This window comes from Armatimonadota bacterium (assembly GCA_031081675.1).
GTDB lineage: Bacteria > Sysuimicrobiota > Sysuimicrobiia > Sysuimicrobiales > Kaftiobacteriaceae > Calidihabitans > Calidihabitans tengchongensis.
Map to the genome: position 1 here is coordinate 32,539 of JAVHLZ010000015.1, position 25,986 is coordinate 58,524.

The following is a 25,986-nucleotide window of genomic DNA, read 5'->3' on the forward strand; positions in this document are numbered from 1 at the left end:
TTGTCGGATCATGCCCCGGGTCCTGGTGGACTGGCTGTACGTGGCGATCTTCGCCGTGGCGGGAACCGTCATGGCGGCCCTGCCCCTGGCGGTGGTGTGGCTGCTGGCGCCGCGGGTGTCCCTGCCCCAGAAGACCTTGACCTACGAGTCGGGCGTCATCCCCTTCGGTCAGGCCTGGGCGCAGTTTCACGTCCGCTATTACCTGTTCGCGCTGGTGTTCGTGATCTTCGACGTGGAGGTCATCTACCTGTACCCGTGGGCGGTGGTCTTCCGCCAGCTGGGCGCCGTCGCCTTCGTGGAGATGTTGCTGTTCCTCGGGATCCTCATCGTGGGCCTGGCCTACGCCTGGCGCAAAGGAGCCCTGGAGTGGATGTGAGGCTCCGCCCGGCGGCCGCCGGAGCCGCGCCCCGCGGGATGATGGCTGTCGCCCCGAGCCGCCCGTCCACCCGGGAGGAACCCCACCGATGGCGTGGGTGATCGAGGCGCTGAAGGCCCTCGGCCTCACCGTGGCGGTCTTCACCTTTCTGGCCGTGGTGGGGGCCATGCTGGGCGTGTACCTGGAGCGGAAGATCAGCGGCTGGATCCAGGCACGCCTGGGCCCCAAGCACGTCGGACCCCAGGGACTGCTGCAGACGGTGGCCGACACCGTCAAGCTCCTCCAGAAGGAGCACATCACCCCGCGTCACGCCGACGCCCTGATGTTCAACGCGGCGCCGGTGGTGGTGGCGGTGGCGGCCCTGCTGGACTGGGTGGTGATCCCGTTTGGCGCGGTGGGCGACCGCGTGCTGGTGGTCCGCGACCTCAACATCGGGGTCCTGTACTTCGCCGCCATGGCGTCCCTGACCGTCATCGGCATCCTGTCCGGAGGGTGGGCCAGCAACAACAAGTACGCGCTGCTGGGCGCCCTGCGGTCGGCGTCCCAGATGGTCAGCTACGAGATCCCGCTGGCCCTGAGCATCATCTGGGTGGCCCTGGTGGCCGGCACCCTCTCCACGGTGGGCATCGTGGAGGCGCAGGTGCGCCAGGGCGGGTGGTTCCTGCTGCGGCTGCCCGACCCGGTGGGCTGGTGGGGAGCCCCCCTGGGCCTGCTGGCCGCCCTGACCTTCCTGGCGGCCGCCACCGCCGAGGTGAACCGGGTGCCCTTTGACCTGCCCGAGGCCGAGTCGGAGCTGGTGGCCGGGTACTTTGCCGAGTACACCGGGATGCGCTTCGCCCTGTTTCAGCTGGGGGAGTACGGGGAGATGTTTGCCATGGCGGCGCTCGCGTCGGTCATGTTCTTTGGTGGGTGGGCCGAGCCGCGCCTGGAGCCCTGGATGTGGGCCGGCGTGGCCCTGCTGGCCCTGGTGGTGGCGGCGGTGATCCTCGTCACCGGGGGGGCGCGCAACCTGGTGGTGCGGCCGCTGCTGATCCTGTCGCTGATGGGCGCGGTGGTGGCCGCCGTGATGGCGTGGGGGGTGGCGGGGGGCCGATCTCCGGTCCTTCCGTCGGTGGTGTGGTTTGCCCTCAAGCTGTTCGCCCTGGTGTTCTTTCTCATGTGGATGCGGTGGACCTATCCGCGCCTGCGGCTGGACCAGCTGCTGGCGCTGTCGTGGAAGGTCCTGATTCCGGTGGGGCTGGCGAACCTGCTGGCCACGGGGCTGGTCCTGACCGTGGCCGGCCGGTAGGCCGGGCGGAGGCGGACGGTGGGCGAGCTGGCGGCCTTCATCATCCTGGCGCTGGTGACGCTGGTCCCGGCGGCGGTGGTGGTCACGTCCCGCAACCTGGTGCGGGCCGCCCTCTCCCTGGTGCCCACATTCCTCGGCGTGACGGGACTGTACATCCTGCTGCACGCCGAGTTCGTGGCCGGGATCCAGATCCTGATCTACGCCGGCGCCATCACGGTGCTGATCCTGTTCGTGATCATGCTGACCGAGGGGGGCACGGGGGTCCGCGTCCGGCAGATCACCGAGCAGGTTCCCCTGGGGGCCATGGCGGCGGTATGGCTGGCGTTCGTGGTCCTGACCATCCTGCTGCGGACTCCCTGGCCGGGGGCGGCGGGCGCGGCTCCGCAGTACGGCGTGGCGTCCGTGGGGACCGCGCTCCTCACCGACTACGTGCTGGTGTTCGAGGTGACCAGCCTGGTCCTGCTGGTGTCGCTGATCGGGGCGATCGTCATCGCCCGCCGGGAGGAGTAGAAGAGGCCGGGGCTGCCGGCGGGCGACATCCCGGGCCCGCGCAGACGCCGGGGACGACGGGGGAGTGCTGATGCAGGTGGGGCTGGCGCACTACCTGGTGGTGAGCACCCTGCTGTTCTGCCTGGGGTTGTACGGGGTCCTCACCCGCCGCAACGCCGTGGCCATCCTGATGGGCGTGGAGCTCATGCTCAACGCCGCCAACATCAACCTGGTGGCCTTCAACCGGTATCTGGCGCCGGCGGCGGTGGGCGGCCAGGTCTTCGCGCTGGTGGTCATCACCCTGGCGGCCTGCGAGGCGGCGGTGGGCCTGGCCCTGGTGGTGGCCGCCTACCGCGGCCTGGAGACCATCCACGTGGACGAGATCAACCTGATGAAATGGTGACGAAGACGACAGTCGACCGCGCAGGATGTCGGAGCCGCGGAGGGGCGGGCGCGCGCCCGGCCGCCGCGGTTCGGGATCGGAGAGTTCCGTGATGCTGGCGCTGGCCTGGCTGATCCCCCTCCTGCCCTTTGCGGCGTTCTGGGCCATCGTGTTCTGGGGCCGTCGGTTGCCGGGCGAAGGCGCCTACGTGGCCGTGGGCTCCCTGGCCGCCTCGGCGCTGCTGTCTGTGGGGGTCCTGGCGCAGGTCCTGGCCGGGGCCACCGCTCAGGCCGCCCTGACCTGGGCGGTGGGCGGCGACCGGGTCTTTGCGGTCGGGTACCGGGTGGATCCGCTGACCGCGGTGATGCTGACCGTGGTCACCGTGGTGGGCCTGCTGATCTTCATCTACTCCATCGGCTACATGCACGGCGACCCGCGGTACCCGCGCTTTTTCGCCTACCTCTCCCTGTTCGCGGCGGCCATGCTCACCCTGGTCCTGGCCGACGACTTCCTCCTCCTGTACGTGGGATGGGAGGGCGTGGGGCTGTGCTCGTACCTGCTCATCGGCTTCTGGTTCGAGCGGCCGGCGGCCGCGCGGGCGTCGCTGAAGGCCTTCGTGACCACCCGGGTGGGCGACTTCTTCATGTTCCTGGGCATCCTGCTGCTGTTCTGGCAGGTGGGGTCCCTGCGGTTCGACGACATCCTGGAGGCGGCCGCGTCCGGCCGCCTGGCCGGCCCGCTGCTGACCCTGGCGGCGGTCCTGGTGTTCGGAGGCGCGGTGGGCAAGTCGGCCCAGGTGCCCCTGCACGTGTGGCTGCCCGACGCCATGGAGGGCCCCACGCCGGTCTCGGCCCTCATCCACGCCGCCACCATGGTGGCGGCGGGGGTGTACCTGGTGGCCCGCACCTTCCCCCTGTTCGCCGCCTCCCCCGACCACGCCGCCCTGCAGGTGGTGGCGGTCATCGGCGGCATCACCGCCCTCATGGCGGCCACCATCGGGGTGGTGCAGGACGACATCAAGCGGGTCCTGGCCTACTCCACCATCAGCCAGCTGGGCTACATGATGATGGGCCTGGGGGTGGGCGGCTACACCGCCGGCGTGTTCCACCTGGTGACCCACGCCTTCTTCAAGGCGCTGCTGTTCCTGGCGGCCGGGTCGGTCATTCATGCGGTGCACACCAACGACATCAAGCAGATGGGCGGGCTGGCCCGATCCATGCCGGTGACCTACGGGACCATGCTGGTGGGCGCCCTGGCCCTGGCGGGGGTGCCGCCCTTTGCGGGGTTCTGGAGCAAGGACGAGATCCTGCTGGAGGCCGCCCACCGGGCGCCGGCCCTGTACGGCCTGGGGGCGGCCGGCGCGTTCGTCACGGCGTTCTACATCTTCCGGATGATCTTCTACACCTTCACCGGCGCCCCGGGGCACGCGGCGCAGCACGCCCACGAGTCTCCCCGGGTGATGACGGTGCCCCTGGTGGTGCTGGCGGTCTTCGCCACGGTGATCGGACTGGTGGGGGCGCCCTGGCCGGGGGTGGGCAACCTGTTCCAGCGCTTCGTGCACCTGGAGGAGGCCGAGGCGGCGGCCTTCGATCCGGCCTTCGCCCTGCAGTCCACCGGCATCGCCCTGGCCGGCATCCTGGCCGCGGCGGTGGTGTACCGCTGGCAGTGGGTCCGCTCGGCGACGCTGCGCCGGGTTCTGGCGCCCCTGTACGCGGTGCTGGTGCACAAGTACTGGTGGGATGAGCTGTACGCGTGGGCGGTGGTGCGCCCGCTGCTGTGGGCGGCCCGGCAGCTGCGGACGTTCGACCTGTACGTCATCGACGGGCTCGTCAACGCCGTGGGCGTGGTCTTCGTGGGGATCGCCCGCCTGTATCGGCTGTTCGACCTGTATGTGGTGGACGGCATCGTGAACCTGGTGGGGTGGGTGACCGGCCTGCTGGGGGCGACCCTGAGGTACGTGCAGACCGGGCGCGCCCACAACTACCTGCTGGCCATCGCCCTGGGCGTCATCGTCCTGGCCCTGGTGGGCCTGGTGCGGTAGCCGGTGCGGGCGCGGGGGACCACGAGGTTCGGCGGAGGAGACGCATGCTGCTGACGCTGATCATCTTTCTGCCGCTGGTGGGCGGACTGATCATCCTGTTCACGTCCAAGGCCAACGAGCCGCTGATGAAGGGCGTGGCGGTGGGGGCGTCGCTGGCGTCCTTCATCCTCTCCCTCTTCCTGGTGGCCCTGTACGAGGTGGGAGGCGGGATGCAGTTCGTGGAACGCTACAGCTGGATCCCCACCCTGGGGATCCAGTACCACGTGGGCGTGGACGGGCTCAGCCTGCCCCTGGTGGTGCTGACGGCCCTGCTCAGCCTGGTGTCGCTGGTCTACTCCTGGCGGATCGAGCTGCGGCTGAAGGAATACCTGTTCCTGTTCCTGCTGCTGGAGACCGGCATGCTGGGCGTGTTCGCCGCCCTGGACTTCTTCCTCTTCTACATCTTCTGGGAGGTCACCCTGGTGCCCATGTACTTCCTCATCGGCATCTGGGGCGGCCCCCGCCGCGAATACGCGGCCATCAAGTTCTTCCTGTACACCCTGGTGGGGTCGCTGGCCATGCTGCTGGCGATCCTGCTGCTGTACTTCCACAGCGAGCCCCGGACGTTCGACATGCTGGCCCTCATCCGCCAGCAACCCCTGGCCCGGGCGCCCCTGCTGGCGACCCTGGCATTCTGGGGGTTCTTCCTGAGCTTTGCCATCAAGGTGCCCATGTGGCCCTTCCACACCTGGCTGCCCGACGCCCACGTGGAGGCCCCGACCGCCGGCAGCGTCATCCTGGCCGGCATCCTGCTGAAGATGGGCACCTACGGGTTCGTGCGGGTCAGCCTGCCCATGCTGCCGGAAGCGTTCCGGGCCTCTGCCGGCGTCGTCGCCATCCTGGCCCTGCTGGGCATCGTGTACGGCGCGCTGGTGGCCATGGCCCAGACCGACCTGAAAAAGCTGGTGGCCTACAGTTCGGTCAACCACATGGGGTATGTGATGCTGGGCACCGCCGCCGCGGCCGCGGCGGTGGGGCAGCCCCACAAGGCCCAGGCCGCCACCACTGCCCTGAACGGCGCCGTCTTTGAGATGATCGCTCACGGGGTGATCACCGGCGCCCTGTTCCTCATCGTCGGCGTGCTGTACGACTACCGGGCGCACACCCGGGGCGTCAACGAGTTCGGCGGACTGGGCGCCCGCCTGCCGGTGTACACGGGGATCACCACCCTGGCCATGCTGGCGTCCCTGGGCCTGCCGGGGCTGATGGGGTTTGTGGCCGAGTTCCTCGTGTTCGTGGGGTCCTTCGGCGTCTTCCCCTACCTGACGGCGGTGGCGGTGACCGGGGTGATCTTCACCGCGGCCATGTTCCTGTGGACCATCCAGCGGATCTTCCTGGGACCCCTCAACGAGCGGTGGGTGGGGCTGCCGGACCTGGACACCCGGGAGAAGCTGTCCCTGGTACCCCTGGCCGTCCTCATGGTGGTGTTCGGGCTGTATCCCCGGCCCCTGCTGGAGGTGATCAACACCGCCATGGCGGGGCTGGTGACGGCCCTGCGGTAGGAGGCGGCCATGGCGCACCGGCACACGGGAGGACGACGCGCGCGGAGGGGGCCATGCCCGCGGTGAGCCCGGCCGATCTGTGGTCGCTTGTCCCGGAGCTGTGGCTGCTGGGGCTGGGCCTGCTGGTGCTGCTGCTCGACCTGGTGGTGCCGGCGGGCCGCAAGGCTGCCGTGGGGGTGATGGCGGTGGGCGGCCTGGTCCTGGCCCTGGTGCCCATCGCCACCATGCTGACCTGGCAGCCGCGCACGATCCTGTACGGCGCCTACGCCGTGGACGGGTTCGCGGTGTTCTTCAAGATCATCGCCGTTGCCGCCACCGCCCTGGTGATCCTCTCCTCCCTGGAGTCGGTGGGCCCCCGCACCCGCTTCGAGGGAGAGTTTTACGGGTTGCTGGTTCTGACCGCCCTGGGCCTGATGCTGATGGCGGCCAGCACCGATCTGGTGCTGCTGGTCCTGGCCATCGAGTTCGTCAGCCTCACCTCCTACGTGCTGGCGGGATTCCTCAAGGCCCACCCCAAGAGCGCCGAGGCCGGCATCAAGTACTTCCTGTACGGCGCCACGGCGTCGGCGGTGATGATCTACGGGTTCTCGCTGCTGTACGGTCTGGCGGGCACCACCAACCTCTATCAGGTGGCCCGGGCCGTCGCCGGCGCCCCCGGCCTCACCCTCTACCTGAGCCTGATCCTGGTCCTGGCGGGGCTGGGCTTCAAGATCTCCATGGTGCCGTTCCACCAGTGGGCCCCGGACGTGTACGAGGGCGCGCCCACCCCGGTGGCCGCATTCCTGTCGGTGGGATCCAAGGCGGCAGGGTTCGCCGCCCTGGCCCGGGTCCTGCAGGTGGTGGTGGATCCGTCCCGGGTGAACTGGGTCCTGCTGGTGGCGGTGCTGGCCGCCGTCACCATGACCGTCGGCAACCTGCTGGCGCTCCCCCAGCGCAACATCAAGCGGATGCTGGCCTACTCCAGCATCTCCCACGCCGGCTTCCTCCTGATCGGGGTGGCGGCGTTCCGGGGCGCGTTCGGCACGCCGGGGCTGCTCGTCTACCTGCTGGGGTACACCTTCACCCAGCTGGGCGCATTCTTCGTGGCCACCCTGATCGGGACCCAGCTGGGCACCGACGAGATCCCGGACTACGCCGGCCTGGCGCGCCGGGCGCCGGTCTCGGCCCTGCTGATGGCCCTGTTCATGCTCTCGCTGACGGGGATTCCCCCCACGGCCGTCTTCCTGGGCAAGTTCTACGTGCTGGCGGCGGCCATCGACAACGGGTTGCTGTGGCTGGCGGTGGTGGCCGTGGTGAACAGCGTCATCTCGCTGTACTACTATGTGGGAGTCATCCGCGCCATGTACGTGCTGCCGGCGGCCACGGACACGCCCGTGCCCGAGCCGACCGGCCTGCAGGTGGCCTTGGGGATCACCGGATTGGGCACCCTGCTCATCGGCCTGTACCCCCAGCCGGTCATCGACCTGGTCCGCACCGCCTCCCAGCTCCTGCGGCTGTAGGCGCTGTCCTTGACGCTGTTCGCGCGGGCCTGCTATGATGGGCGCGTGTTTGTCCAAACCCAGGAATGCGCGGGGGACCCGCCGTTCCTGGGTTTTGTCGGGATAGCGCGCGTGGAGTCCCTGCATTCCGGCCGCTGAGGTGGGGGCGGCGGTGTCTCTTCCCGGTCCTCCCGGTGCGGCAGACAAGCGATGGAGCGGGTGGCAGCCATGACGGCCCGGCACGGCCCGACGGACGAGAACGTCCTTCAGATCCTCGCCCAGAAGGAGAAAGAACTGGAAGCCCGCGTGGCCGAGGCCCGGGAGCGGGCCCGGCAGGTGGTGGACGACGCTCGCCGGCAGGCGGACCAGATCCGCGAGGGTGCGCGGGCCGACGCCGCCGCCCTGGCCGCCCGCCTGCGGGAGGAGACCGCGCGGGAGGTGGAGGCGCTGCAGGCCGAGCAGCTGGCCGCCGCCGAGGCGGAGGTCCAGAGGCTGCGGGCTGCGGTGGCCGAGCGCCTGCCCCGGGCCGTCGCCCTGGTGGTGGAGCGGGTGCTGGCCGGACTGGACAGGTCGTAGGCGGGCAGTTGCGCGTCCCCGGCGGGGGCCGGGCGGGTGACGGGGTCGCCATGATTGTCGAGATGAGCCGGGTCATCGTGCTGGGCCCCAAGCGGTTGCTGGGGGCCGTCCTGGACGAGGTGCAGCGTCTGGGCAGTCTGCACGTGGACCGGATCGAATCCGACGAAGCCCCGCCGCCGCCCGCCACCGACGAGCAGGCGGCGGCCCGCCAGCGCCTGGAGCGTCTCCTCGGGCAGGCGGACGCCGTGCTCACCCTGCTGCCCCCCGCCGACGGCGCGGTTTCCGCCGAGGCCGAGGTCGGGTCGGTGGACGAGGTGGAGGCCGAACTTGCCGCCCTGGAGCGGCAGGTGCGGGATCTGACCCGGCAGCGCCTCGAACTGGAGGAGGAGCGCACCCTCATCGAGACCTACGAAGGGGCGGTGCGGGCGCTGTCTCCCCTGCTCCAGGCCCTGCGGGGCAGCGCCCGGCTGGAATCGCTGGGCTTCCTGCTGAACACCACCGACCTGAAGGTGGCGGCAGCGCTGCGCGCCGAGCTGATCCGCGCCACCGGGGGACGGGTGGAGGTGGTCAGCCGCGCCGTCGACGACAGGCGCCTGGGGATGGTGGTGGCGTTCCGCCGGGAGGACGGCGAGGCGGTGCGGGCCGTGCTGGCCCGCTCGGGGATCACCGAACTGCGCCTGCCGGAGCGGTTCGCCGGGGGCGCGGTGGCCGATGCCGTCGCCCTCATGGAGCGCCGCCGGCGGGAGATTCCCCGGGAGCTGGAGCAGGTGGACCGCCAGCTGCGCGAGCTGGCCGCCCGGATCCGCCCCCGCCTGGAGGTGCTGCGGTCCTGGCTGGCCGACCGGGCCGCCCAGCTGTCGGTGCTGCAGGACCTGGGCGCCACCCGGTACACGTTCGTCCTCCACGGGTGGGCGCCGTCGCGGGCCGTGGGACAGATCCGGGCGGTCCTGGCCGGCCGCTTCGGGTCCGACGTCGTGGTTTTCGATTCTCCCGCCGACCCGCACCACGACCCCGAGCGGGTGCCGGTCCTGCTGGACAACCACCCGTGGATCCGGCCCTTCCAGCGGCTGCTGGCCCTGTTCCAGCCCCCACGGTATGGGACCTGGGATCCCAGTCCCGTGGTGGCCATCACCTTCCCCCTGTTTGTCGGCCTGGTGATCGGCGACGTGGGCTACGGCGCGCTGCTGTTCCTGCTGGGCTGGAAGATGCGCTCCCTGGCCCGGGCGGGGCGGACGGTGGAGGTGCGGCTGCTGAACCTGCGCTTCCCGCCGCCGGTGCTGGCGGATGCGTCGTTTCTGATCCGGGCCTGCGCCGCCTGGATCATGGCGTTCGGGGCGATCTACGCCGAAGCGTTCGGCAACCTGCCCGAGCTGCTGTGGCATGTGCGGCCGCTGTTCAACCGGGTCGAGGACACCGGCCGGTACTTCCTGGTGATCATCGCCGCGGGCATCGCCATGATCTTCCTGGGCCTGCTGGTGCACTTCGTCCAGGCCCTGCGGCACCGGCACCTGGAAGGCGCGTTCGAAGCGGCCGTCATCATGCTGGGGACCGGCGGCCTGCTGCTGTTCCTGGGCGCCCGGGGCGCCATGCTGCCCGCCTCCTGGGACGCGCCGGGCCTGTGGCTGTTTGCGGGCGCCGTGGGGCTGGCCGGGGTCTCGCTGGTCGTGGAGCGCAACGTCATCCGCCGGTTCCTGTGGCTGCTGGAAAGCACCACGGCTTTCGGGCACATCCTGTCCCACGCCCGATTGATGGCGTTCGGCCTGGCCGCCGCCGCCCTGGCCATGGCGGCCAACGAGCTGGGCCGTCAGGCGGGCGCCCTGGGGCGGGTGGCGGCGGTCCTGGTGGGGGCGCTGTTTCAGGCGCTGTTCTTCGTGTTCACCATCTTCGGCCACGTGATCCAGCCCGCCCGTCTGCACTGGGTAGAGTTCTTCAGCAAATTCAAGTTCCACGAGGAAACCGGGCGGGCGTACCGCCCGTTCCAGAAGACCGCGGCGCCCGGGAGGCGGTAGCCTCGTCGGCTCCGCGGCACCGCAGGAGGTGAGGAGAGTGAGGACAGCAGCAGTCGTGATTGTCACCGCCATCCTGGTCCTGGGAGCGGCCGGGATGGTCCTGGCGGCGCCCGAGACCGCCGAGCAGCGGCCGGCCAACCCCAACGCCGGATTGCTGGGTCTGGCGGCGGCCATCGCCGTCGGGTTCGGCGCCATCGGCACCGCGTGGGCCCAGTCGCGCATCGGGGCGGCTGCCGCCGGCGCCATGGCCGAGCGGCCGGAGATCGGAGGCCTGATGCTGGTCTTCCTGGCCCTGCCCGAGACGATGATCATCCTGGGCTTTCTGGTGGCATTCTTCGTGATCAGCCGGATCTAGGGGTCCCGGCGGGGCTTCATGACATCCCAGTCGGAACTGATCGCCATCCTCGAGCGGGAGGCCGCCGCCGAGATCGAGCGGATCCTGGCCGACGCCCGCGCCGAGGCCGACCGCCTGATCCAGGAGGCGCGCCAGCAGGCCGAGGCGGAACTGGCGGCCGTGCGGGCGCGACTGGAGGCCGAACGCGCCGCCGCCCGGACGCGGGCCCGCAGCGCGGCGGCCCTGCGCGCCTCGGCGCTGATCCTGCAGGCCAAGGATCAGGCGCTGGCCGAGGTGTTCCAGCGCGCCCGGGCCGAGCTCGACCGCCTGGTCCAGGAGCGCGCCCGCTACGGCGCGCTGCTGGGCGGCCTGCTGCGGGAAGCCGCCGCTGGCTTGGGCGGCCGGGTGGTGGTGCAGGTGCACCCCCGGGATGTCGATCTGGCCCGGCGGGCGGCGCGGGACCTGGGCCTGGATGCCGACGTGCAGCCGGCCGACGACGTCAGCGGAGGGGTCCGGGTGGTGTCCGCCGACGGCCGGTTCGTGGTGGAGAACACCCTGGCCTCGCGCCTGGAGCGCGCCCGGGCGGGGTTGGCCCCGGAGGTGGCGGCCGCATTGTGGGGGACGTAGTCACCCCGCGCGGACGAGGCAGCCCATGCCCGACTTTCCCTACATCAACGCCCGGGTGCGGGCCATGCACAGCCGCCTGCTGGACTCCGCGCACCTGGAGGAGCTGCTGGCGATCCCCACGCTGGAAGGGTTCGTCACGGCCCTGGCGCAGACGCCCTACGGGCCGCACCTGCAGGAGGCGCTGACCCGCTACGCGGGCCTGCGGGCCGTGGACGAGGCGCTGGCCCGCAACTTCCACCAGGCCACCACCCGGATCCTCTCGTTCGCCGACGGGCGGGCCCGGGAGCTCATCGAGGTGGTCCTGATGCGGTGGGACGTGGCCAACCTGCGGGCCATCCTCCGGGGCAAGCACGCCGGGCGTCCGGCCGAGGCCATCATCGGCGCCCTCCTGCCGGCGGGCGCCCTCAGCGAGGTCGCCCTGCGGGAACTGGCCGCCGCCGCGGACGTGCCGGGGGTGGTGGGCGCCCTCAGCGCCCAGGAGCACCCCCTGGCCCCCGCCCTGGCCGAGGGGCTGGCGGACTACCGGGAGCGCGGCGATCTGCTGGCCCTGGAGCTGCGCCTGGACCGGTTCTACGCCGCCTACGGGCTGAGGCGGGCCGCGGGACGCGGGCACAGCGCCGCGGTGCTGCGGCGGGTGCTGCAGGCGGAGATCGATGCCACCAACGTGAAGACGGCCCTCAAACTCCAGCAGGCATCCCTGGGGCCGGACGAGAGGGCGCGCTTTTACATCCCCGGGGGGCGGCTGGTGGACGAGCGGCTGTTCCTGGCCCTCTCCGATCCGGCGACCGCCGACCAGGGCCTGGCCGGCCTGCGCCTGCAGGGATTCCCCGTCCGGGGCCCGGTGGGGGACCTGGCGGCGTTCGAGCGGGACCTGGACCTGGCCCTCCTGCGGGTCCAGGCGGGTCTGTACCGCGGAGACCCGTTGGAGATCGACATCGTCATCGGCTACCTGGCCCAGAAGTACAATGAAGTTGTCAACCTCCGCCTGATCGCCCGGGGGAAGGCGCTGGGCATTCCCCGCGAGCGCGTCCGGCAGGAGATGGTGGAGGTGTAGGCGCCGTGGCCTACCGCGTGGCCGTGATCACCGATCCCGAGACGGCGACCGGGTTCCGCCTGGCCGGGGTCGAGGTGCGGGAGGCCGCCGACGGGCGGGAGGCCCTGGAACACCTGCGGGCGATGCTGCCCCTGGACTACGGCCTGGTGGCCGTCAACGAGGATCTCCTGGCGGCGATGCAGGACGCCCTCCCGCGCCTGATGCGGGACCGGGACCTGCCGATCATCGTTCCCGTCCCGGCTCCCCGGGCGAAGATCGAGACGAGCGAAGAGTACATTGCGCGGCTGGTCAAAGAGCACATCGGTTTTTACGTGAAGTTGCGCTAGGCCGGGAAGGGGTGAGCGTGAGCGATGAGCACGGCGATCAGGGGCAGCATCATCAAAATCGCGGGACCGGCGGTGATCGCCCGGGGGATGCTGGGCGCCCGGATGTACGACATCGTGCGGGTCGGCCACGAGGGCCTGCTGGGCGAAATCATCCGCCTGGAGGGCGACACCGCGTTCATCCAGGTCTACGAGGAAACCTCGGGGCTGCGGGTGGGCGAGCCGGTGGAGAGCACCGGCCGGCCGCTGACCGCCGAGATGGGTCCGGGGCTGCTGGCGGGGATCTTCGACGGCATCCTGCGGCCCCTGGAGGGCGTGCGGGCCCAGAAGGGAGACTTCGTGGCCCGGGGCGCGGTGGTGCCGGCCCTGGACCGGACCCGGCGGTGGGCCTTTGAGCCGGCGGTCCGCCCCGGCGACCGGGTGAGCCCCGGGGACGTGCTGGGGTGGGTTCAGGAGTTCGGGTTCCGCCACCAGATCCTGGTGCCCCCCGACTCTCCGGGCGGGATCGTGGCGGAGATCCGCCCCGGCGAGTACACGGTCACCGACGCCGTCGCCCGCCTGGAGGACGGCACCCCTCTCACCATGATGCACCCCTGGCCCGTGCGCACGCCGCGGCCGGTGGCCCGGCGGCTGGACCCCACCGAGCCGTTCGTCACCGGCCAGCGGGTGCTGGACGTCCTGTTCCCGGTGGCCATGGGAGGGACGGCGGCCATCCCGGGCCCGTTCGGCTCGGGCAAGACCATCACCCAGCAGACCCTGGCCAAGTGGGGCGACGCCGACGTGATCATCTATGTGGGGTGCGGCGAGCGCGGCAACGAGATGACCCACGTCCTGGACGAGTTTCCCCGCCTGGAAGACCCCCGCACCGGCCGCCCGCTGATGGAGCGGACCATCATCATCGCCAACACCAGCAACATGCCGGTGGCCGCCCGGGAGGCGTCGGTGTACACCGGCATCACCCTGGCCGAGTACTGGCGGGACCAGGGAGTCAAGGTGGCCCTGATGGCCGACTCCACCAGCCGGTGGGCGGAGGCGATGCGGGAGATCTCCTCCCGCCTGGAGGAGATGCCGGCGGAGGAGGGCTACCCGTCGTACCTCAGCAGCCGCCTGGCGGCCTTCTACGAGCGGGCCGGCCGCGCCGTGTGCCTGGGGCGGCCGGAGCGCCGGGGGTCCATCACCGTCATCGGCGCCGTCTCCCCGCCCGGCGGCGACCTGTCGGAGCCGGTGACCCAGGCCACCCTGCGCATCACCGGGACATTCTGGGCTCTGGATGACAAGCTGGCGAGCCGCCGCCACTTTCCCGCCATCAACTGGCTGCGGTCGTACAGCCTGTACACGCCCCTGCTGACCCAGTGGTACCGGGACCACATGCCGGCCGACTTCGAAACCCTGCGGGACCGGGCCAGCGCCCTGCTGCAGAAGGAAGCCGAACTGCAGGAGATCGTCCAGCTGGTGGGCCCCGATGCGCTGCAGGACGACCAGCGGATGATCATCGAGGCCGGCAAGATGCTGCGGGAGGACTTCCTGCAGCAGAACGCCTACACCGACGACGCCCACTGCCCGCTGAGCAAGTCCTACGGCATCCTGAAGGCCATCCTGACCTTCTACGACCTCGCCCTGGCGGCGCTGCGGCGGGGGGTGGATCTGGACGAGATCCTCAACATGAAGGAGATCGAGGAGATCGCCCGCCTCAAGGACGTGCCCGCTGCCGAATTCGACGGGTACATCGCCCGCTGGCTGGAAAAACTGCCGGCGGCGTTCGGCGCCCGCCCGGCGGCGGCGGTGGGGGCGGAGGGGCAGTAATCCCCACGGGAGGACGGAACGCCATGGAGCTGGCCACCAAGCGGTACCGCTCGATCTCGTACATCTCGGGTCCCCTGCTGTTCGTGGAGGGGGCGAAGGACCTGGCCTACGGAGCCCTGGTCAGCATCCACCTGCCCGATGAGACGGTGCGCGGAGGGCAGGTGATCGAGGTCTCCGAGAAGCACGCGGTGATCCAGGTGTTCGAGGAGACCACGGGTCTGGACCTGGCCCGGACCTCCATCAGCCTGCGGGAGGATGTGGCGCGCCTGGGCGTATCCCGGGAGATGATCGGCCGCCGGTTCAACGGCCTGGGGGAGCCCATCGACGGGCTGCCCCCCATCATTCCCGAGAAGCGCCTGCCCATCATCGGCGCCCCCATCAACCCCGTGGCGCGCCAGCGCCCCCAGGAGTTCATCCAGACGGGGATTTCGGCCATCGACGGCCTCAACACCCTGGTGCGCGGGCAGAAGCTGCCCATCTTCAGCGGCGCGGGGCTGCCCCACAACGAGATCGCGGCCCAGATCGCCCGCCAGGCCAAGGTCCTGGGCACCGAGGAGCAGTTCTCGGTGGTGTTCGCGGCCATGGGGATCACCCAGCGGGAGGCGGCGTTCTTCATCGATCAGTTCGAGTCCACGGGCGCCCTGGCGCGCGCAGTGGTCTTCCTCAACCTGGCCGACGACCCGGCCATCGAGCGCCTCATCACGCCCCGGATGGCGCTGACCACCGCCGAGTACCTGGCCTTCGAGCTCGACATGCACGTCCTGGTGATCCTCACCGACATGACCAACTACTGCGAAGCCCTGCGGGAAATCGGCGCGGCCCGGGAGGAGATCCCCGGCCGCCGGGGCTACCCCGGCTACATGTACACCGACCTGGCCACCATCTACGAGCGCGCCGGGCGCATCCACGGCCGGCGCGGGTCCATCACCCAGCTGCCGATCCTCACCATGCCCGACGACGACATCACCCACCCCATCGCCGACCTCACCGGCTACATCACCGAGGGGCAGATCCTCCTCAGCCGCGAACTGCACCGGCTGGGCATCTATCCGCCCATCACCCCGCTGCGCAGCCTGTCCCGGCTCATGAACGACGGCATCGGCCCCGGGCGCACCCGGGAGGACCACGGCGCCCTGCGGGACCAGCTGTACTCGGCCTACGCCAACGGGGTGGACCTGCGCAAGCTGGTGGCCATTATCGGCGAGGAGGCGCTCACGGAGCGCGACCGCCTGTACCTGCGGTTTGCCGACGAGTTCGAGCGCCAGTTCCTCCACCAGGGCCAGGCCGAGCGCAGCATCGAGGAGACCCTCACCCTGGCCTGGAAGCTGCTGTCCATGTTCCCGCGGGGTGAGCTCAAGCGGGTCAAGCAGGACCACATCGACAAGTACTACTTCGGCGACCTGATGGAGGAGGTCTGGAAGGAGAAGACGCGGGTCTAGAACGCAGGGGTCCCCGGCCGCTCACCACGCGGCCGGTCCCCGGTTTCGGACCGCAGATCGCCCCGAGGAGGCACATGCCGGAAGCCGTCAGCCCCACCCGGATGAACCTGCTGCAGCGCAAGCAGCAGGCCAAAGTGGCCATCCAGGGCGTGGACCTGCTCAAGCGCAAGCGGGACGCCCTCGTGGCCGACTTCTTCACCATCGTACGCCAGTCGCTGCACGCCCGGGAGACGCTCACCCGGGCCTGCGAGGAGGCGTACCTGATGCTGGCCCTGGCCAAGGCGTGGGAGGGCCGGGAGGCCCTGGAGGCGGCGGCCATGGCGGACCGGCGCGAGCTGCTGGTGGACATCCAGGTGCGCAACGTGTGGGGGACCCGCATTCCCGACGTGGTCGTCCGGGAGGTGCGCCGCACCCTGCTGGAGCGCGGGCACAACCCTGCCGCCACCAGCGCCCGCACCATGGAGAGCGCCGCCCACTTCGAGGAGGTGCTGCGGGCGATCCTGGAGGTGGCGGCCACCGAGATCAAGCTGCGCAAGATCGGGGAGGAGATCAAGAAGACCACCCGGCGGGTCAACGCCCTGGAGCAGGTGGTGATCCCCCGGATCCTGGGCGAGATCCGCTTTATCGCATCGGTGCTGGAGCAGCGGGCCCGGGAGGATATCTTCCGCCTCAAGCGCATCAAGCGCAAGCTGGAGGCGCGGGAGAAGACCTAGGGGGAAGGGAAGAAGGAAGAGGGAAGAAGGAAGAGGGGAAAGGAATGAAAGAATAGCGCGTACCCCTCTTCCCTCTTCCCTGTCGTATACTGGCCCTAGGCGTGATCCGCCGTCGCCATGCTGGGCACTTCTCATACACTGCGCGTGTGGAAGGTCTCCCGCCTGCAGGCCACCCTGGCGGCGCTGCTGGCCGCGGTGGGTTTTCTGGCCGCCACCCAGGTGCGTAACGAACTGCTGATCCGCCGGCACCTGCGGGTACCATCCCAGCGGCTGGAGGAACTGGGCTTCCTGCTGCGGGAGCAGGAGCGGGCCCGCTCGGCCCTGGAGCAGCAGATCGTGGAATTGCGGGAGCGGCTGCGGGCCTACGAGCAGGGGGTCGCCCAGGGCCGGGCCCGGATGGAGGCCCTCAGCCAGGACCTGGAACGGCTGCGGACGCTGGCGGGGCTGGTGGCGGTGGTCGGGCCCGGCGTGGTGGTGGAGCTGGATGACAGCCCGCAGCCCCTGCGCCCCGGGGACGACCCCAACACGGTGATCCTCCATTACACGGACCTGCAGGCGGTGGTCAACGACCTGTGGGCGGGCGGGGCCGATGCGGTGGCCATCAACGGGGAGCGGGTGGTGGTGTCCACGGGCCTGACCTGTGTGGGCACCACCATCCTGTGCAACGCCAAGCGCATCGCCCCGCCCTACCGGATCACGGCCATCGGCAATCCGGCGGCGCTCCAGGCATATCTCACCCGGCCGGGGGGCATCCTGGAGGCCCTGCGGGCGTTCGGGTTTCCGGTGAAGGTGACGACAGCCTCGCGGCTGGTGGTGCCAGCGTACCGGGGTGGCTACCGGTTCACCTTCGCCCGCCCCGCGGAGGCCCCGCCGTAGGCGGGGCGCGACAGGAGGAGCGGTCATGTGGTTGCCCGTGCTCGGCCTGCTGGTCGGCATCGTCCTGGGGTTTCTGTCGTCGGTGGAGATCCCGCTGGGGGTGGTCAAGTACACGGCCATCGCCATCCTGGCCGCCATCGACACGGTCCTGGGCGGCCTGCGGGCCCAGCTGGAGGACCGCTTTGACCTGTCCATCTTCCTCAGCGGCTTCTTTGCCAACACGTTCTTTGCGGCGCTGCTGACCGCCATCGGGGACCTGCTGGGGGTGGACATCTACCTGGGCGCCGTGATTGCCTTTTCCATCCGGATCTTCGGCAACGTGGGCTTCATCCGCCGGGACCTGCTGGAGCGGTACTGGCGCGGCGCCAGGCGGGGTCCGGCAGGAGAGACGGGGCGGATCCCCTGACGCCGCGCGACGCGGGAACGCACCGGGAGGAGGTGTGATCATGGTCCGCGTGGGCATCAACGGATTTGGCCGGATCGGCCGCCAGTCGCTGAGGGCAATGCTGGAGCGCTACCCCGACCGGCTCCAGGTGACGGCCGTCAACGACATCGCCGACCTCCGGACCAACGCCCACCTGTTCAAGTACGACTCCAACTACGGCACGTTCCCCGGACAGGTGGAGGCCCGGGACGGCGAGCTGCGCGTCAACCAGTGGACCATGAAGGTGTTCAGCGAACGCGAGCCGTCGGCCATCCCCTGGCGGGAGGCGGGGGTGGACATCGTGGTGGAGGCCACCGGCCGGTTCACCGCCGCCGAGAAGGCCCGCGGCCACCTGGCCGGAGGCGCCCGCAAGGTGGTCATCACCGCGCCGGCCAAGGGTGAGGACATCACCCTCAACATGGGGGTCAATCACGAGCTGTACGATCCCCGGGTGCACACCATCGTCAGCAACGGTTCGTGCACCACCAACTGCCTGGCGGTGACCGCCAAGGTGCTCAGCCGGGAGTTTGGCATCCGCCGGGGGTTCATGACCACCGTCCACTCCTACACCAACACCCAGCGGATCCTGGACGTGGTGGGCGAGAACCTGCGGGAGGCCCGGGCGGCGGCCCTGAACATCATCCCGGCCACCACCGGGGCGGCCCGCGCCATCTTCCTGGTCCTCCCCGAACTGCGGGGAAAGATGCACGGCATCGCCCTGCGGGTGCCCACCCCCACCGTCTCCATCGTGGACCTGGTGTGCGAGCTGGAGCGGCCGGTGACCGCGGACGCGGTCAACGCCGCCTACCGGCGCTACAGCCAGGAGGAGATGCGCGGGTACCTGGGCTACAGCGAGGAGGAGCTGGTCTCCATGGACTACAAGGGCAGCCCCTATTCGGCGGTGGTGGACGCGCCGCTGACCACCGTCATCGAGGACACCCTGGTGAAGGTCATGTCCTGGTACGACAACGAGTGGGGCTACGCCTGCCGGGTGGCCGACCTGGTGGCCTACATGGCCGAGCGGGGACTGTAGGGTCGCGGAGATGGCCAAGAAGACGATCCGCGACGTGGACGTGGCCGGCCGGCGGGTCCTGGTCCGGGTCGACTTCAACGTTCCGCTGGACGACGGGCGCGTGGCCGACGACCGGCGGATCCGGGAGGCGCTGCCGACGATCCAGGAGCTGCGCCGCCGCGGCGCCCGGGTGATCCTGGCATCCCATCTGGGACGGCCCGAGGGCAAGGTGGTGGAGAGCCTGCGCATGGACCCCGTGGCCCGCCGCCTGAGCGAGCTGCTGGATGCCCCGGTGCGCAAGCTGGCCGACTGCGTGGGGCCCGAGGTGGAGCGGGCCGTGGCCGAGATGCGGGACGGCGACGTGATCCTGCTGGAGAACCTGCGGTTTCACCCCGGCGAGGAGGCCAACGACCCGGAGTTTGCCCGCGCTCTGGCGTCCCTGGCGGATCTGTACGTCAACGACGCCTTCGGCACCGCCCACCGGGCCCACGCGTCCACGGTGGGCGTGGCCCGGTACCTCCCGGCGGTGGCCGGGCTGCTCATGGAACGCGAGCTCGAGTATCTGTCCCGGGCTCTGGAGGATCCGCGCCGCCCCTTCGTGGCCATCCTGGGCGGCAAGAAGGTCTCGGACAAGATCGGGGTCATCCGCAACCTGCTGGGGCGGGCCGATACCCTGCTCATCGGCGGGGCGATGGCCTATACCTTTCTGCGGGCCCGGGGGTACGGGGTGGGGGCGTCGCTGTGCGAGGTGGACCGGCTGGACCTGGCGCGGTCGCTGCTGGAGGAGGCGGAGCGCCGACGGGTCCCCCTCCTGCTGCCCGAGGACGTGGTGGTGGCCGACCGCTTCGCTCCCGACGCCGCCGTGCGGGTGGTGCCCGCCGAGGCGATCCCCGAGGGCTGGATGGGCATGGACATCGGGCCGCAGACCGCCGCGGCGTTCTCCCGCGTCGTCCGGACCGCCGGGACGGTGGTCTGGAACGGCCCCCTGGGAGTGTGCGAGTTCGTCCCCTTTGCCGCCGGCACCCGGATGGTGGCCGAGGCCGCCGCGGCCTCGGGGGCGGTGACCATCGTCGGCGGCGGGGACACGGCTGCCGCCCTGCAGCAGATGGGCCTGGCCGACCGCATGTCCCACGTCTCCACCGGCGGCGGCGCGTCGCTGGAGTTCCTGGAGGGGAAGGTCCTGCCGGGGGTGGCGGCGCTGCAGGACCGAGCGGCATGAGCCGGCCCCGCCTGGTGGCCGGCAACTGGAAGATGCACACGACCACGGCCGAGGCGGCCGCCCTGGCGGCCGCCATCGCCCGCGGCCCCCTCCCGCCCGACGTGGAGGTGGCGGTCTGCCCGCCGTTCACGGCGCTGGGGGCCGCGGCCCGCGCCCTGGAGGGCTCCGGGGTGCGGCTGGGAGCCCAGGATGTGTTCTGGGAGCCCCGGGGCCCCTACACCGGGGAGATCTCGCCGCCCATGCTGGTGGACGTGGGGTGCCGGTACGTCATCGTGGGCCATTCGGAACGCCGCCAGCACTTCGGGGAAACTGATGAGGCCGTGGGCCGCAAGACCGCTGCGGCCCTGGACCACGGCCTGGTCCCCATCGTGTGCGTCGGCGAGCGCCTGGAGGAGCGCGAGGCGGGGCGAACCGACGCCGTGGTCCGCCGGCAGGTGGAGCAGGCCACGGCGGGCCTGCCGGCCGAGCGGGTCCGGCTGCTGGTGATCGCCTACGAGCCGGTGTGGGCCATCGGCACGGGACGGACACCCACCGGCGAGGAGGCCGACCGGGTCGCCGGCGTCATCCGGGACGCCCTGGGGCGTGCGGGAGAGGACGTGCGCGTGCTGTACGGGGGCAGTGTCACCCCGGCCAACGTCGGGGAGTTTTCCGGGCGGCCCGGCATCGACGGCGCGCTGGTGGGCGGAGCCAGCCTGGACGCGTCCGCTTTCATCGCCATCGCCCGCGCCTTTTCCCGCTGAGCGTCCGCCCGGGTGGACCCGCCCACGGCGCGCATGGTAGGATGGGCGGCGGGAGATGCGAGCGGAGAGGGAGCGGGCATGATCACGGCCATCCTGGTGGTGCACTTCATCCTGGCCGTCACCCTCATCGGGGTGATTCTGCTGCAGGGGCCCAAGGGGGAAGGGCTGGGGGCGATCGGCGGAAGCGCCCGGCTGTTTCACGGCCCGCGGCCTCGGGAGACCTTCTTCACCCGGGCCACGGCGATCACGGGCGTCCTGTTCGTCCTGACCTCCACCTACCTGGCCTTCTTCCGGTAGGCCGGCGCCGGTGCCCCCGGGTGTGAGGGGTCTCCCCCTCGCCCGCAGGGGCTATCTTCCCCCTCAGAACAGCGCGGCAGGGTCTGAGACGACCCTGCCGCATCTCGTTCTGGTGCCGGGCGAGGGATTTGAACCCCCACGGGAAACCCATACGCCCCTCAAGCGTACGCGTCTGCCAATTCCGCCAGCCCGGCACGCCGGTACCGCGCTCATTATAGGGTGCCCCCCGCCGGGCCAGCAAGCCGGTACTGCAGGCAGGGCGTAGTCAGCCTGGCGCGAATTGTCTTGGCACCCTCTTTGATGATCGGGGTGGCTCGGATGCGTGGGGCGGCGGCCGCGGTCGCGGTGAGCGTGGTGGCGTTTCTGGCTCTGGGGTCTCCCGTGGCGGTGCGTTCGGCGGCGGACGGGTGGTCTGCACGCGTACCGTTCACCAATGTGGTGGCCAGCCGGCCCATCGAGGGCGGCGGCTATCCGGTGCCGCCGGGCGCCACGGCACCGCTGCCCGGAACCTGCCGGTCCGGATGGTACAACTCCAACCGATCCGAATCGTGGGTGGCGGTCCAGCCCGGTACCGAAAACCTGGTGGGGACGTCCAAGATCTTCTTTGAGACCTTCAGCACCTTTTACATCTTCCACCTGGGCGCCTACACCGTCCGTAACGGCACACCCGTGGCGCACACCCAGGTGCAGGGGTACGACTGCATCTCCACAGGCACCCAGTCCTCGCCTCCCAGCTGGATGATTGTCACGGACCCTAACGTGGCCTTCGACAGCGGTGGGCGAGCGTATCAGACGACGCTGCCGGCCAACGCGTGGTGGGTCAACCTGCACCCCGATGCGGCCATCGGTGTGTCCTACAGCGACGACCTGGGTCGCACCTGGGTTCAGGGCAACGGCGGTCGCTACCTGGATCGCGTCCCCAACCAGTCTTCCCTGACCTTCGGGGGCGTCGAGGACAAGCAGTGGGTCGCTGTGAACAACATCCCCGGCCATCCATTTCAGGACCACGTGTACGCGTTCTGGGCAGTGTTCAACGGCTTCACGGTGGAGATCCGTTACGCTATCTCCCGGGACCGGGGGGCGTCCTTCACGGCCCCGCGAAAGCTGACCGTGCCCGCCGACCAGAGCGGTCCCGCCAACACGTACGTGTACCCGGCTGTCGACGCCGCCGGCACCCTGTACGTTGCCTTCGCCTCTTTTCCCCCGTGTTGCGTGACCCCGGCCACCCTGTACGTGACGCATTCCGACGACGATGGCGAGACCTGGAGCCCGTTCGTCAAGGTGGCGACGGTGGACGTGGTACCCGAAGGGTTCCTCCCCAACACCACCTTCCGCGATGGTATTGTCGAGCACTTTGCCGCCAGCCCGGTATATCCGGGACACCTGTACCTGGTGTACGAAGGGTGGGATCGGACCAAGAAGCAGATGGATGTCTGGCTGACGTGGTCTGCGGACGGGGGACGGAGCTGGTCATCCCCCCAGAAGGTCAACGACAACAACAACGAGCCTACCGACCAGTTCCAGCCCTCGGTGGCTGCCGGCCCGGGCGGTCTGGTGGCGGTGGCGTTCTACGACCGGCGACGGGCGTGCCCGGAGGACCCCAGCGTGGCCCATCCCGGGGCGGAGAACTTCTGCATCGACGTCTCGCTGCAGGCGTACCGGGACACGGGAGGGAGACTGGCGGCCCTGGGTCCCAACGTCCGTGTCTCCCAGCACGCCTGGGATCCCGAACAGCCGGTCCAGAGGGTCGGAGGCGTGTCCCAGTATCCCTGCGCAGGCCACCAGGACCCCTGCCCGAAGGGCCGCGGCTTCATCGGCGACTACTTCGGCCTTGCCATCTCGGCCCGGAACATATACGCCCTGTTTGTCTCCACCCACTACCCCTCGGATGTCACGGCCGACGACGGGGGCCCTGTGTACTACCAGCAGCAGGTCCTCGCGACGGTTCCCCGCTCGGCGGTCGAGCGCGGGCGCTGATCGGCGGTCGCCGGGGGAGCGCCGACGCGCCGGCGGAGACGCTTCCGGTGCCCCGACGACGGGTGTCTGGTCGCCGTGGGCCTGAGGGCTATGCCATGACCTGACCGGCAGTCATGCCGGCGGGGTGGGGCGGCCTGCACTGCTCCCCGTCCCCGCCTCCACGGGGGCTGGCAGGTCCTGTCACAACGGACCCATCATCGACGCTCCCACGATCGTCCGGGCGCCGTCGGCGGCGGCCACCGCGTCCAGGGCCCCGTGCAGCAGTTCGCTGGCGGTCACCGCATCGTCGGGGAAGGCGGCGATGCCGGCATAGACCTCCACGGGCCCATCGGCGTTCAGCAGGTGCTGGAGGGTGGCGTCGGCCCGGGCCATCTCGACCAGCCGGGCGGCAAACGTCCGCGCGCCGGCGGGGTTGGTCAGGGCCAGCAGAACCAGGACCGACCCCGGTCCGTTGTCGGCCACCACGTCCACCCGGCGGGCCGCGTCCAGGACGAGGGCCGTCCACCGGCGGTGGGCCAGCTCGGCGTCCTCGGCCGGGCCGGCGGAGGCGCGGGCGTCGATCTGCGGACAGGACAGGGCCAGCAGCGCAAACGGCACCCCCAGCTGAGTGGCCCGGGACACCTCCTGGCGCAGCATCTGGTCGAACTGCTCCCGGCTGTACAGCCGCGCATCGGGCTTGGCCAGGGCCAGACGCTGCATGTCCTCCAGCAGCGCCGCCCGGTCCAGGGCCAGTCCCGCCTGGCTGGCCACGTGGCCCAGGGTGGCCAGGGCCGTGCGCGCGGGCTCCCACCTGTCGCCGCCGCCAGCCGCCAGGATGCCCTGCAGGCGGTCACCGACCACTATCGGCACCCCGATCGCCCGACTCCACGGTCCCCCCTCGGCGATCTCCACCTGGACGGGACCGCTGGCCGCCTCCGTGATCCGGGCAGCGCAGGCTCGCATGACCGCCACGGCCTCCGGCTCGTCGGCACCCATGACACAGGCAGGGGTGAACTCTCTTTCGTGGGGCGAGGCCAGGAAGACGGCGGCGCAGGGAGCGGCCAGCAGTCGTCGGGCCGCCTCCACGACGGTGGTCAGGACCGATGCCGTGTCGGTGACGGCGGCCAGGCGCCGGGAGAGGTCGTAGGCGAACTCCAGGTCAGCCAGCCGGCGCATCAGCTGGTCGGTGGCCTGGTCCAGACGGTGCTGAAGGGCGCGGGCCAGTTCTTCCCGCTCCCGGGACAGGCGCGTCTCCTGCGCCAGCACGCCGAAGAACGCCGCCAGCAGCAGGCTGCCGATGGTGAACAGTCCCACCCGCAGGGTGGCGGATCCCAGGGCCTGGATCCCGCCGCCGGCCACCGACCACATCCAGATCACGATGGCGGAGACGGCGACGGCCGCCAGCAGGGTCTGCCGGAGGTTCAACCGCACCGCGGCGGTCAGGATGGGCAGATAGAACAGGGGCAGCAGCGGACTCTGGATGCCCCCGGTGAACCCGCAGAGGGCTGCCACGGCGAGGATGTCGACGGTGAGCAGAAAGTCCTGCGTCGGTGCCCACCGCAGCCGGGGGACGACAAACCACAGGACGGCCACGTACCCCGCCAGCAACACCGACAGCCCCGTCAGGGCCATCTCGCTCTCAGGGGTCAGGGCGTCCCACTGCAGCAGGGGCAGCAGCGCCAGCAGCACGGCCAGGCGCACCACGGTGATGGCGCGTTCGACCCGCGTCTGGCCCTGCAGCGCGTCCAGGAACGGCCGCGCGGCGGACGCGGGCGGGCTGGCGGCGCGCCGGACGGACCTGCGCACGTGTCCCAGGAGGACACGAAGACGTGCCGGAAGTCGCATCGATCGGGCTCCTGTGTGTTCTCTGCCCCGAGGGGGCCAGCGCGCAGACTTCCTCGCAGGAGAGGCGCCCGGTCCGGACAATGGTTTCAAGCGAATGCAGCGTGCGGAAGGGAGTGCACGCCCTCGATACGGACGCGCAAGCCTGAAGGGGAACGGAAGCGGGTATGGGCAGGGGCGGAATGAGACAGGCGGTCCTGACCGGCCTGCTGGTGGCGGCCGGAGTGGCCGGCGCCGCCGCCAGCCCGCCTCCGACAGTATCCTTCCGTCTGGCTGCTCCCGAGGTGCGGCAGGGGGCCGCCGTGGAGATGACGGTCTGGATCCGTCCGGGCCCTCCGGGACGGCCGGTGGTCCGCTTCGCCGGCCGCGAGTGGGCGCTGTACCGCGAGCGCGACCGCTGGCGGACGTACCTGGCGACCGATCCCACCACGGCCCCGGGAGTCAGGGGGGTGACCGTGGAGGCCGTCGGCCCCGCCGGGCCGGTCGTCCTCGCCCGCACCACGCTCACGGTGCGGCGGGTGCCGTTCGCCCGACGCCGCCTCACGCTGGATCCCGATGACCTCGCGCGGTTGGACCCGGCCCTGCTGCAGGACGAAGCCCGGCGGGTCGCCCGGGCGCTGCGGGTGCTGGCCGACCGGCAGCTGTGGCAGGGCAGGTTTACTCTCCCGGTGGGCGGCCGCCTGACCTCCCGATACGGCGTGATCAGCGTCTACCAGGGCGAGGTGCGCGGCTTTCACCGGGGCGTGGACCTGGCAGCTCCTGAGGGCACCCCGGTCCGCGCTGCCGCCGGCGGCGTCGTGCGCCTGGCGGAGGAGCTGCCCGTCAGCGGCAACGCCGTGCTGGTCGACCACGGGCTGGGGATCGTCACGTCCTACCTGCACCTGTCCGCGGTCGAGGTCGCCCCGGGCCAGCCCGTGCGCCGCGGCGATCAGGTAGGCCGGGTGGGTGCCACGGGGCTGGCCACCGGGCCCCACCTGCACTGGGGCCTGCGGGTCAACGGCGTGTACGTGGATCCGCTGGCGTGGGTGCAGACGCATTCGCCCTAGATTGTCCTGTTTCGCATTAGTGTTGACAGTAAAGGAGGGCCATGTGACGAATCCTTCCCGCTGGAAACCAACCCCTTCCGGGTTGACGGGGAGGACCGCCC

At 70.8% G+C, this 25,986-nt stretch carries 25 protein-coding genes and 1 tRNA gene; 24 read left to right on the forward strand and 2 right to left on the reverse strand.

Annotated features, from left to right (window positions below; all coding sequences use genetic code 11):
* The first annotated feature begins 10 nt into the window (after positions 1–10).
* The 22 genes from ndhC (at position 11) to secG (ending at position 21,041) form a co-directional block, all read left to right on the forward strand.
* Entirely contained in the window at positions 11–376 is a 366-nt protein-coding gene (ndhC, locus tag RB150_07150; protein ID MDQ7820310.1) for an NADH-quinone oxidoreductase subunit A, read from the forward strand.
* A gap of 88 nt (positions 377–464) precedes the next feature.
* Positions 465–1,664 carry a complex I subunit 1 family protein gene (locus RB150_07155; protein ID MDQ7820311.1) on the forward strand — a complete coding sequence of 400 codons (1,200 nt, stop codon included), beginning with the start codon at positions 465–467 and terminating at the stop codon, positions 1,662–1,664.
* A gap of 18 nt (positions 1,665–1,682) precedes the next feature.
* On the forward strand, positions 1,683–2,174 hold the full coding sequence (locus RB150_07160) for an NADH-quinone oxidoreductase subunit J (GenBank protein ID MDQ7820312.1): 492 nt from the start codon (positions 1,683–1,685) through the stop codon (positions 2,172–2,174).
* Positions 2,175–2,244: 70 nt separating this feature from the next.
* On the forward strand, positions 2,245–2,556 hold the full coding sequence (gene nuoK / locus RB150_07165; GenBank protein ID MDQ7820313.1) for an NADH-quinone oxidoreductase subunit NuoK: 312 nt from the start codon (positions 2,245–2,247) through the stop codon (positions 2,554–2,556).
* Between the two features lie 91 nt (positions 2,557–2,647).
* Positions 2,648–4,576, forward strand: a complete 1,929-nt coding sequence (gene nuoL, locus RB150_07170) for an NADH-quinone oxidoreductase subunit L (GenBank protein MDQ7820314.1) — start codon at positions 2,648–2,650, stop codon at positions 4,574–4,576.
* Between the two features lie 44 nt (positions 4,577–4,620).
* Positions 4,621–6,117, forward strand: coding sequence for an NADH-quinone oxidoreductase subunit M (locus tag RB150_07175; GenBank protein ID MDQ7820315.1), 1,497 nt, complete (start codon positions 4,621–4,623; stop codon positions 6,115–6,117).
* Positions 6,118–6,170: 53 nt separating this feature from the next.
* Positions 6,171–7,616: an NADH-quinone oxidoreductase subunit N gene (locus RB150_07180; GenBank protein ID MDQ7820316.1), complete on the forward strand. Its 1,446-nt coding sequence runs from the start codon at positions 6,171–6,173 to the stop codon at positions 7,614–7,616.
* Between the two features lie 189 nt (positions 7,617–7,805).
* Positions 7,806–8,171: a V-type ATPase subunit subunit G family protein gene (locus tag RB150_07185; GenBank protein ID MDQ7820317.1), complete on the forward strand. Its 366-nt coding sequence runs from the start codon at positions 7,806–7,808 to the stop codon at positions 8,169–8,171.
* Positions 8,172–8,221: 50 nt separating this feature from the next.
* On the forward strand, positions 8,222–10,180 hold the full coding sequence (locus RB150_07190; GenBank protein ID MDQ7820318.1) for a V-type ATPase 116kDa subunit family protein: 1,959 nt from the start codon (positions 8,222–8,224) through the stop codon (positions 10,178–10,180).
* A gap of 37 nt (positions 10,181–10,217) precedes the next feature.
* Positions 10,218–10,535, forward strand: coding sequence for a F0F1 ATP synthase subunit C (locus RB150_07195; protein MDQ7820319.1), 318 nt, complete (start codon positions 10,218–10,220; stop codon positions 10,533–10,535).
* Between the two features lie 18 nt (positions 10,536–10,553).
* Positions 10,554–11,141 (forward strand): V-type ATP synthase subunit E, encoded by a 588-nt coding sequence (locus RB150_07200; protein ID MDQ7820320.1) that lies wholly within the window; start codon positions 10,554–10,556, stop codon positions 11,139–11,141.
* Between the two features lie 25 nt (positions 11,142–11,166).
* On the forward strand, positions 11,167–12,195 hold the full coding sequence (locus RB150_07205; GenBank protein MDQ7820321.1) for a V-type ATPase subunit: 1,029 nt from the start codon (positions 11,167–11,169) through the stop codon (positions 12,193–12,195).
* A 5-nt stretch (positions 12,196–12,200) separates the two neighbouring features.
* Positions 12,201–12,521, forward strand: a complete 321-nt coding sequence (locus RB150_07210) for a V-type ATP synthase subunit F (GenBank protein MDQ7820322.1) — start codon at positions 12,201–12,203, stop codon at positions 12,519–12,521.
* 24 nt (positions 12,522–12,545) lie between these two features.
* Entirely contained in the window at positions 12,546–14,321 is a 1,776-nt protein-coding gene (locus tag RB150_07215) for a V-type ATP synthase subunit A (protein MDQ7820323.1), read from the forward strand.
* Positions 14,322–14,344: 23 nt separating this feature from the next.
* Positions 14,345–15,760 (forward strand): V-type ATP synthase subunit B, encoded by a 1,416-nt coding sequence (locus RB150_07220; GenBank protein MDQ7820324.1) that lies wholly within the window; start codon positions 14,345–14,347, stop codon positions 15,758–15,760.
* 74 nt (positions 15,761–15,834) lie between these two features.
* Complete coding sequence (locus RB150_07225) at positions 15,835–16,473, forward strand: V-type ATP synthase subunit D (protein ID MDQ7820325.1); 639 nt, start codon at positions 15,835–15,837, stop codon at positions 16,471–16,473.
* 117 nt (positions 16,474–16,590) lie between these two features.
* Positions 16,591–17,349, forward strand: coding sequence for a DUF881 domain-containing protein (locus RB150_07230; protein ID MDQ7820326.1), 759 nt, complete (start codon positions 16,591–16,593; stop codon positions 17,347–17,349).
* Between the two features lie 25 nt (positions 17,350–17,374).
* Complete coding sequence (locus RB150_07235) at positions 17,375–17,755, forward strand: DUF1290 domain-containing protein (protein ID MDQ7820327.1); 381 nt, start codon at positions 17,375–17,377, stop codon at positions 17,753–17,755.
* 37 nt (positions 17,756–17,792) lie between these two features.
* On the forward strand, positions 17,793–18,806 hold the full coding sequence (gene gap, locus RB150_07240) for a type I glyceraldehyde-3-phosphate dehydrogenase (GenBank protein MDQ7820328.1): 1,014 nt from the start codon (positions 17,793–17,795) through the stop codon (positions 18,804–18,806).
* 10 nt (positions 18,807–18,816) lie between these two features.
* The gene (locus RB150_07245) at positions 18,817–20,004 is read left to right on the forward strand and encodes a phosphoglycerate kinase (protein ID MDQ7820329.1); all 1,188 of its coding nucleotides are present in this window, start codon (positions 18,817–18,819) and stop codon (positions 20,002–20,004) included.
* The gene (gene tpiA, locus RB150_07250) at positions 20,001–20,744 is read left to right on the forward strand and encodes a triose-phosphate isomerase (protein MDQ7820330.1); all 744 of its coding nucleotides are present in this window, start codon (positions 20,001–20,003) and stop codon (positions 20,742–20,744) included. The genes RB150_07245 and tpiA overlap by 4 nt, the downstream gene beginning before the upstream one ends.
* A 78-nt stretch (positions 20,745–20,822) precedes the next feature.
* Positions 20,823–21,041 carry a preprotein translocase subunit SecG gene (secG, locus tag RB150_07255; protein MDQ7820331.1) on the forward strand — a complete coding sequence of 73 codons (219 nt, stop codon included), beginning with the start codon at positions 20,823–20,825 and terminating at the stop codon, positions 21,039–21,041.
* Positions 21,042–21,151: 110 nt separating this feature from the next.
* Here the strand turns inward: secG and RB150_07260 are convergent.
* Positions 21,152–21,235: transfer RNA gene (locus RB150_07260), tRNA-Leu, on the reverse strand.
* A 124-nt stretch (positions 21,236–21,359) separates the two neighbouring features.
* Between RB150_07260 and RB150_07265 the strand changes: the two genes are divergently transcribed.
* On the forward strand, positions 21,360–23,018 hold the full coding sequence (locus RB150_07265) for a sialidase family protein (protein ID MDQ7820332.1): 1,659 nt from the start codon (positions 21,360–21,362) through the stop codon (positions 23,016–23,018).
* A 180-nt stretch (positions 23,019–23,198) separates the two neighbouring features.
* On the opposite strand, the gene RB150_07270 is transcribed toward RB150_07265, so the two are convergent.
* Complete coding sequence (locus tag RB150_07270) at positions 23,199–24,803, reverse strand: hypothetical protein (protein MDQ7820333.1); 1,605 nt, start codon at positions 24,801–24,803, stop codon at positions 23,199–23,201.
* A gap of 218 nt (positions 24,804–25,021) precedes the next feature.
* Between RB150_07270 and RB150_07275 the strand changes: the two genes are divergently transcribed.
* Entirely contained in the window at positions 25,022–25,885 is an 864-nt protein-coding gene (locus tag RB150_07275) for a M23 family metallopeptidase (GenBank protein MDQ7820334.1), read from the forward strand.
* The last annotated feature ends 101 nt before the right edge of the window (positions 25,886–25,986 follow it).

Excerpts from the sequence above, each read along its gene's own strand:
- RB150_07220 (MDQ7820324.1), top strand. The coding sequence starts at position 14,345 with ATGGAGCTGGCCACCAAGCGGTACCGCTCGATCTCGTACATCTCGGGT.
- nuoK (MDQ7820313.1), top strand. The coding sequence starts at position 2,245 with ATGCAGGTGGGGCTGGCGCACTACCTGGTGGTGAGCACCCTGCTGTTC.
- RB150_07190 (MDQ7820318.1), top strand. The coding sequence starts at position 8,222 with ATGATTGTCGAGATGAGCCGGGTCATCGTGCTGGGCCCCAAGCGGTTG.
- tpiA (MDQ7820330.1), top strand. The coding sequence starts at position 20,001 with ATGAGCCGGCCCCGCCTGGTGGCCGGCAACTGGAAGATGCACACGACC.
- RB150_07215 (MDQ7820323.1), top strand. The coding sequence starts at position 12,546 with ATGAGCACGGCGATCAGGGGCAGCATCATCAAAATCGCGGGACCGGCG.
- secG (MDQ7820331.1), top strand. The coding sequence starts at position 20,823 with ATGATCACGGCCATCCTGGTGGTGCACTTCATCCTGGCCGTCACCCTC.
- RB150_07235 (MDQ7820327.1), top strand. The coding sequence starts at position 17,375 with ATGTGGTTGCCCGTGCTCGGCCTGCTGGTCGGCATCGTCCTGGGGTTT.
- RB150_07200 (MDQ7820320.1), top strand. The coding sequence starts at position 10,554 with ATGACATCCCAGTCGGAACTGATCGCCATCCTCGAGCGGGAGGCCGCC.
- nuoL (MDQ7820314.1), top strand. The coding sequence starts at position 2,648 with ATGCTGGCGCTGGCCTGGCTGATCCCCCTCCTGCCCTTTGCGGCGTTC.
- RB150_07180 (MDQ7820316.1), top strand. The coding sequence starts at position 6,171 with ATGCCCGCGGTGAGCCCGGCCGATCTGTGGTCGCTTGTCCCGGAGCTG.
- RB150_07265 (MDQ7820332.1), top strand. The coding sequence starts at position 21,360 with ATGCGTGGGGCGGCGGCCGCGGTCGCGGTGAGCGTGGTGGCGTTTCTG.
- RB150_07275 (MDQ7820334.1), top strand. The coding sequence starts at position 25,022 with ATGAGACAGGCGGTCCTGACCGGCCTGCTGGTGGCGGCCGGAGTGGCC.
- RB150_07245 (MDQ7820329.1), top strand. The coding sequence starts at position 18,817 with ATGGCCAAGAAGACGATCCGCGACGTGGACGTGGCCGGCCGGCGGGTC.
- ndhC (MDQ7820310.1), top strand. The coding sequence starts at position 11 with ATGCCCCGGGTCCTGGTGGACTGGCTGTACGTGGCGATCTTCGCCGTG.
- RB150_07205 (MDQ7820321.1), top strand. The coding sequence starts at position 11,167 with ATGCCCGACTTTCCCTACATCAACGCCCGGGTGCGGGCCATGCACAGC.
- RB150_07225 (MDQ7820325.1), top strand. The coding sequence starts at position 15,835 with ATGCCGGAAGCCGTCAGCCCCACCCGGATGAACCTGCTGCAGCGCAAG.
- RB150_07185 (MDQ7820317.1), top strand. The coding sequence starts at position 7,806 with ATGGAGCGGGTGGCAGCCATGACGGCCCGGCACGGCCCGACGGACGAG.
- RB150_07230 (MDQ7820326.1), top strand. The coding sequence starts at position 16,591 with ATGCTGGGCACTTCTCATACACTGCGCGTGTGGAAGGTCTCCCGCCTG.
- RB150_07175 (MDQ7820315.1), top strand. The coding sequence starts at position 4,621 with ATGCTGCTGACGCTGATCATCTTTCTGCCGCTGGTGGGCGGACTGATC.
- RB150_07155 (MDQ7820311.1), top strand. The coding sequence starts at position 465 with ATGGCGTGGGTGATCGAGGCGCTGAAGGCCCTCGGCCTCACCGTGGCG.